The sequence below is a fragment of the Micromonospora maritima genome, assembly GCF_902825405.1.
Lineage (GTDB): Bacteria > Actinomycetota > Actinomycetes > Mycobacteriales > Micromonosporaceae > Micromonospora > Micromonospora maritima.
Genome location: NZ_CADEAU010000331.1, coordinates 1 through 6,006, shown reverse-complemented (window position 1 = coordinate 6,006; position 6,006 = coordinate 1). Strand labels below are relative to the sequence as shown.

Below are 6,006 nucleotides of genomic sequence, written 5' to 3'. Positions count from 1 at the left end.
CGCCGACCGGGGCCGCTCGGCCAGCAGCGCGCCGGCGATGCCGGCGCCCATCGAGAACCCGGCCAGCACCGTCTCGGCGGGCAACGCGGCGGCCGCCGCGCGGGCCCGGTCCAGCACCGCCTCGTGGCCGATCCCGCCGAACAACGCGAACCCGGCCTCCACCGTCTCGGCGGCGGGCACCCCGTACAGGTCGGGTGTGGTCACCCGGTGCCCGGCGGCGCGCAGCCGGTCGGCGGCGGCCAGCACGGCGGGCCGCAGCCCGAACACGGAGTGCAGCAGCAGGACCTCGGCCATCGGCCCATCGTCGCGCAGCCCGGCCGCCCGGCCCGGTCGGGCGCGCCGGTCAGTCGCGGGCGATGGTCCGGCTGCGCCCCCGGAACTCGGCTACCACCTCGTCGCCGCGCCGGACGGTGACGTCGTAGATGCCGCTGCGTCCGTGCCGCACCCGCTCGGTCGCGTACGCCTCCAGCAGGTCGCCCTCGCGCACCGGGCGGAGGAAGGAGATCTCGCCGCCGGCGGCCACGGTGGCCGGTCCGTGGCTGTTGCAGGCCAGCGCGAACGCGGTGTCGGCGAGCAGGAACACGAAGCCGCCGTGGCCGATGGCGTGGCCGTTGAGCATGGCCGGGGTGACCCGCATCCGGGCCACCGCGGCGCCGTCGCCGGCCGAGACCAGTTCGATGCCGAGCCCCTTCGACGCCACGTCGGCGTCGAACATGTCGTGCGCGGCGGTGCGGCCGTCGTCGCCCCCCACCTCAGCGATCCCGCCGCTGGTCGACGATCCGGCGCATCTTGCCCATCGACCGTTCCACCCCGTCCGGCTCGATCACCCGCACCGCCACGGAGACCCCGATGGTGTTCTTGACCTGCTCGGCCAGGGCCGCGCCGGCCCGCTCCGCCTCCTCCGGCGCCGCACCGGCACGCCGTTCCACGTGGACGGTGAGCGTGTCCAGCCGGTCCCGCCGGTCGAGCACGCACTGGAAGTGCGGCGACAGGGCGGACGTACGCAGGATCAGCTCCTCGATCTGGGTCGGGAAGACGTTGACGCCCCGGACGATCATCATGTCGTCGGTACGCCCGGTGATCTTCTCGATCCGGCGCATCGGGCGGGCGGTGCCGGGCAGCAGGCGGGTGAGGTCGCGGGTGCGGTAGCGCACCACCGGCATGGCCTCCTTGGTGAGCGAGGTCAGCACCAGCTCGCCCCGCTCCCCGTCGGGCAGCACCGCGCCGGTCGCCGGGTCGATGATCTCCGGGTAGAAGTGGTCCTCCCACAGGTGCAGGCCGTCCTTGGTCTCCACGCACTCGACGGCCACCCCGGGACCCATCACCTCGGACAGGCCGTAGATGTCCAGCGCGTGCATGTCCAGGCGCTGCTCCAGCTCGCGGCGCATGTCCTCGGTCCACGGCTCGGCCCCGAACACGCCCACCCGCAGGGACGTGGCGCGCGGGTCCAGGCCCTGCCGCTCCATCTCGTCGACGATGGCCAGCATGTAGCTGGGAGTGACCATGATGACCTCCGGCGCGAGGTCGCGGATCAGCGTCACCTGGCGCTCGGTCATGCCACCGGACACCGGGATCACCGTGCAGCCCAGCTCCTCGGCGCCGTAGTGCGCGCCCAGGCCACCGGTGAACAGCCCGTAGCCGTACGCGACGTGCACCCGGTCGCCCGGCCGACCACCGGCGGCGCGGATCGAGCGGGCCATCAGTGTCGCCCAGGTGTCCAGGTCGGCGCGGGTGTAGCCGACCACGGTCGGGCGTCCCGTGGTGCCCGAGGAGGCGTGCAGCCGGGCGACCCGCTCGCGCGGGACCGCGAACATGCCGAACGGGTAGTTCTCCCGCAGCTCCGCCTTCGTGGTGAACGGGAAGCGGGACAGGTCGGTCAGGTCCCGCAGGTCGTCGGGGTGGGCACCGGCGGCGTCGAACGCGCGGCGGTAGTGCGGCACGTGCTCGTAGGCGTGCCGCAGCGAGTGCCGCAGCCGGTCGCGTTGCAGGGCCCGCAGCTCGTCGACGCCGATCCGCTCGACGGGATCCAGCTCGTCCGGACGAGGGGTGCGGTCCTGCACGGTTGCCTCCTGCGCGACGGGCCCGGACGCCGCCGCGCCGGGCGATGCCGATCACCGTACGCCCGTACGGGCCGTCCTGCCAGGTCAGCGCGATCCGGGGTCGACGGGTCGGGCGCGGTCAGTGGGCGGCGGGCAGCCGGTGCAGCGCGTCGACCAGCGGGGCCAGCTCCGGGGTGCGCCCGCCCTCGGCAAGCGCGTCGGCGAGCACCCGGTCGTGGGTGGGTCGGGCCCGGGCCAGCAGCTCCGAGCCGGCCGGGGTCAGCTCGGTGTAGATGCCCCGTCGGTCGTCCGCGCAGAGGATCCGGGTGAGCAGTCCGCGCTCCTCCAGGCGGGTGACCAGGCGGGTGGTGGCGCTGCCGGAGAGCGCGGCGGCGCGGGCCAGCTGCCGCATGCGCATGTGCCAGCCGTCCTGCCGGGAGAGCGCGTCGAGCACGGTGTACTCCACGACGGAGAGGTCGTGCTCGGTCTGGAGGGCACGCTCCAGGGCGGTCTCGATCAGCCCGTGCAGCGCGGCGAGCGTGCGCCACCCCTGGGCGCGGATCTCGACCGCGTCGTCGCCGATGCCCATCGGGCCTCCTCCGGTGTGACCTGGACTGCGCCCAACCTAGCACGCTTGCGCCGATATGAAGCGCGTGCAACTATTTCGTTGCTGGCGCTGGTAGTTGCACGCGCACTCTGTCTCCTCACGCATGGAATGGGATGTCATGTCTCCACGCACCTCCGCGCTCCCGGGCGGCCTGCTGGCCCTGACGATCGGGGCGTTCGGCATCGGGCTGACCGAATTCGTGATCATGGGGCTGCTCCCCCAGGTCGCCACCGACTTCGCGGTCAGCGAGTCGGTCGCCGGCTGGCTGATCTCCGGGTACGCGCTCAGCGTCGCGGTCGGCGGTGTGGCGCTCACCGCCGCCGTCACCCGGCTGCGCCGCAAGCCCGTGCTGCTCGGGCTGATGGTGCTCTTCATCGCCGGCAACCTGCTCTCGGCGCTCGCCGGCGACTACGCCACCATGCTCGCCGGCCGGATCGTCGCGGCGCTGTGCCACGGCGCGTTCTTCGGCATCGGCGCGGTGGTGGCCGCCGGCCTGGTCGGGCCGGCCCGTCGCGCGGGCGCGATCGCCATGATGTTCGCCGGCCTGACGGTCGCCAATGTCCTCGGCGTCCCGTTCGGCACGTTCCTCGGCCAGCACTTCGGCTGGCGGTCGACGTTCTGGGCGATCACCGGCATCGGCGTGCTGGCGCTGGCCGGGCTGGCGCTGCTGGTACCCGGCCGGGGGCCGGCCACCGACGCCACCACCGGCGGTGGGCTCCGGGGCGAACTGCGCGCCTTCACCCGGCCACAGGTCTGGTTCTCGCTCGCCGTCACCGTGCTCGGCTTCGGCGGCATGTTCGGCGCGTTCACCTACATCGCCTACACGCTGACCGAGGTGAGCGGCTTCGCCACCGGCACCGTGCCGTGGCTGCTGGTGCTCTTCGGCGTCGGCCTCTTCGCCGGCAACCTGGCCGGTGGGCGCGCCGCCGACCGGTCGCTGTCGGCCACCCTGGTCACCGTGCTCGCGGTCCTCACCCTGGTGCTCGTCGGCTTCGCGCTCACCGCCGCGAGCCCGGCCCTCACGATCGTCGCGCTGGTGCTGATGGGCGCGTTCGGCTTCGCCACCGTGCCGCCGCTACAGATGCGGATCATGCGGTACGCCCACGAGGCGCCGACGCTCGCCTCCGGCGCCAACATCGCCGCGTTCAACCTGGGCAACGCGCTCGGCGCCTGGATCGGCGGCCTCACCATCGGCGCCGGGCTGGGCTTCACCGCCCCGATCTGGGCCGGCGCCGGGCTCACGCTGCTCGGCCTCGCGGTGCTCCTGGTCGCCGAACGGGCGGCCCGCCACACGCGTAGGCACGCCACCCCCGCCCCACGCGACCTGGCCAACGCCCTCCCCTGAGAAGGCGACCCCGCCCGGGCGAGGTGTGGCCGGCCGGGGGCGGGTTATGCTCGGGAACCGGCGGTGGGGCCCGCCGTCCCGGCACGCGCCGGGAGAACCGCGAACCCGCCAACGGTCCCTGCCAGTGATACCCGTCCTGGTGGGAGGCACCGTGTCACGACCGCCCGAGTCTCGCGTCGATCCGGACGTCGACCTTCGCGTACCCGCCGACCGGGGCGAACTGACCGCGCACCCGGCGGCGGTGCTCGGCGTGATCGCCGCCGGCGGCGTGCTCGGCGCGCTGGCCCGCGCCGGCGTGCAGGCCGCCGTCCCGCACCCGCCCACCGGCTTCCCCTGGGCCACCTTCGGCGTCAACGTCACCGGCTGCCTGCTGATCGGCGTGTTGATGGCGGTGCTCACCGCCCGCCCGGCCGGCCCGCTGGCCCGCCCGTTCCTCGGCGTCGGGGTGCTCGGCGGGTTCACCACCTTCTCCGCGTACGCGGTCGACGCGCAACGGCTGGTCACGGCCGGCGCGGCCGGTACGGCGCTGGCCTACCTGGCGCTGACCGTGCTCGGCGCGCTGGTCGCGGTGGCGGTCGGGGACACGGTGACCACCCGGCTGCTGCCGGCCCGGGACGGGGCGGCCCGGTGACCGTCCTGCTGATCGCGATCGGGGCCGCGCTCGGGGCGCCGCTGCGCTACCTCACCGACCGGGCGGTGCAGTCCCGGCACGACTCGGCGTTCCCGTGGGGCACCCTGACCGTCAACGTGGCCGGCTCGCTGCTGCTCGGCGCGGTGCTCGCCGTGCCCGCCGATCCCGGGGTGACGGCGCTCGTCGGCACCGGGTTCTGCGGCGCGTTGACCACCTGGTCGACGCTGAGCTACGAGACGTTGCGACTGGCCCGCTCCGGCGCGCGCCGGCACGCGTACGCGAACGTGCTGGCCAGCGTGGTCGCCGGGCTCGGCGCGGCGTTCCTGGGCTACGCGCTCGTCGCGGCGTTCTGACCGGCGGGTCAGCGGGCGTGGCGTTCCGGGTGGGCCCGGTTCCACGCCCGCATCCGCTCCGGGTAGCCGGTGCGGGCCGCCTCGTAGAGCGGTACCGCGTACCGTTGCGCGATCTTGCCGGCGGCCCGGGGGGAGCCGGTGCGGCGGCGGATCCACTCGCCGTCGTGGGCGATGGCGACCACCGTGGTGTCCGTGGCGGTGGTCTCCGGTTCCAGGTAGAACTCGACCCCGCTGCGGCTGGTGACGAACGCCTCCAGCTGGGCCAGGTCGTCCCGGTTCGCCTCGCGGTCGAGCTTCGTCGGGGTCGTCGGGTCGGTGGCCCGTCGGCGCAACCAGCCCATGCCCGCCTCCTCTCCTCGGCGTCGGTCCCAGTGCAGCACGCCGGCCTGACAGGCGCCTGGGAGCGCGGTGAAAGTCGGCTGAGCCGTCAGCGGGCCGGCTGGCGCAGCACCGGGACCAGCGCGAGCGTGGGCAGCAGGAGCAGCGGCACCAGGCCGAGCGCCGGCAGCACCCCGAAGTGGTCGCCGAGGAAGCCGAGCAGCGGCGGGCCGGCGAGGAACGCGGTGTAACCGATCACCGCGACCACGCTGACCCGGGCCGCGGCCTTCTCCTCGTCGTCGGCGGCGGCGCTCATGCCCACCGGGAAGCCGAGCGACGCGCCGATGCCCCACAGCGCCACGCCGACCACGGCCAGCGGACCCGAGCCGGCCAGCACGGCCAGGGTGGCGCCGGCGGCGGCCAGCCCGATGGTGCCGAAGAGCACCGGCACCCGTCCCCACCTGTCGATGGCGACCGTGCCGACGGTGCGGCCCAGCGTCATGCCCACCACGAACACGCCGAACACGGCGGCGCCGACCGCCTCGCTGACCCCGTACCCGTCCACGAACGCCACCGCCAGCCAGTCGTTGGCGCTGCCCTCGGTGAATGCCATCACCAGCACCAGCAGGCCGACCAGCAGGGTGCGCGGCTCCCGCCAGGCGGCCAGCAACGCCCGCCGCCGGGCCGCCGGCTCGCCGGCGCCGGCCGCCTCG

Annotated in this window: 8 protein-coding genes and 1 pseudogene; 3 read left to right on the top strand and 6 right to left on the bottom strand. The window is 74.7% G+C overall.

The features are described from left to right. From HUW36_RS23510 to HUW36_RS23495, 4 genes and pseudogenes are all read right to left on the bottom strand, one after another. Positions 1 to 294 (bottom strand): annotated as a pseudogene (locus HUW36_RS23510) (dienelactone hydrolase family protein); the annotation flags it as partial. A gap of 49 nt (positions 295 to 343) precedes the next feature. Continuing rightward, complete coding sequence (paaI, locus tag HUW36_RS23505; RefSeq protein ID WP_246248298.1) at positions 344 to 715, bottom strand: hydroxyphenylacetyl-CoA thioesterase PaaI; 372 nt, start codon at positions 713 to 715, stop codon at positions 344 to 346. A 37-nt stretch (positions 716 to 752) separates the two neighbouring features. Further along, on the bottom strand, positions 753 to 2,060 hold the full coding sequence (gene paaK / locus HUW36_RS23500) for a phenylacetate--CoA ligase PaaK (RefSeq protein WP_174530165.1): 1,308 nt from the start codon (positions 2,058 to 2,060) through the stop codon (positions 753 to 755). A gap of 118 nt (positions 2,061 to 2,178) precedes the next feature. After that, complete coding sequence (locus HUW36_RS23495; protein ID WP_174530164.1) at positions 2,179 to 2,628, bottom strand: MarR family winged helix-turn-helix transcriptional regulator; 450 nt, start codon at positions 2,626 to 2,628, stop codon at positions 2,179 to 2,181. A 136-nt stretch (positions 2,629 to 2,764) separates the two neighbouring features. Between HUW36_RS23495 and HUW36_RS23490 the strand changes: the two genes are divergently transcribed. From HUW36_RS23490 to crcB, 3 genes are all read left to right on the top strand, one after another. Further along, positions 2,765 to 3,991, top strand: coding sequence for an MFS transporter (locus HUW36_RS23490; RefSeq protein ID WP_174530163.1), 1,227 nt, complete (start codon positions 2,765 to 2,767; stop codon positions 3,989 to 3,991). 139 nt (positions 3,992 to 4,130) lie between these two features. Further along, entirely contained in the window at positions 4,131 to 4,622 is a 492-nt protein-coding gene (locus HUW36_RS23485; RefSeq protein ID WP_174530162.1) for a FluC/FEX family fluoride channel, read from the top strand. Further along, positions 4,619 to 4,975, top strand: coding sequence for a fluoride efflux transporter CrcB (crcB, locus tag HUW36_RS23480; protein ID WP_174530161.1), 357 nt, complete (start codon positions 4,619 to 4,621; stop codon positions 4,973 to 4,975). Before HUW36_RS23485 ends, crcB begins: the two co-directional genes overlap by 4 nt. 8 nt (positions 4,976 to 4,983) lie before the next feature. Here the strand turns inward: crcB and HUW36_RS23475 are convergent, their stop codons facing one another. Further along, on the bottom strand, positions 4,984 to 5,316 hold the full coding sequence (locus HUW36_RS23475; protein ID WP_174530160.1) for a hypothetical protein: 333 nt from the start codon (positions 5,314 to 5,316) through the stop codon (positions 4,984 to 4,986). Between the two features lie 86 nt (positions 5,317 to 5,402). Next, on the bottom strand, positions 5,403 to 6,006 hold a 604-nt coding region (locus HUW36_RS23470), incomplete at its 5' end, for an MFS transporter (RefSeq protein WP_174530159.1).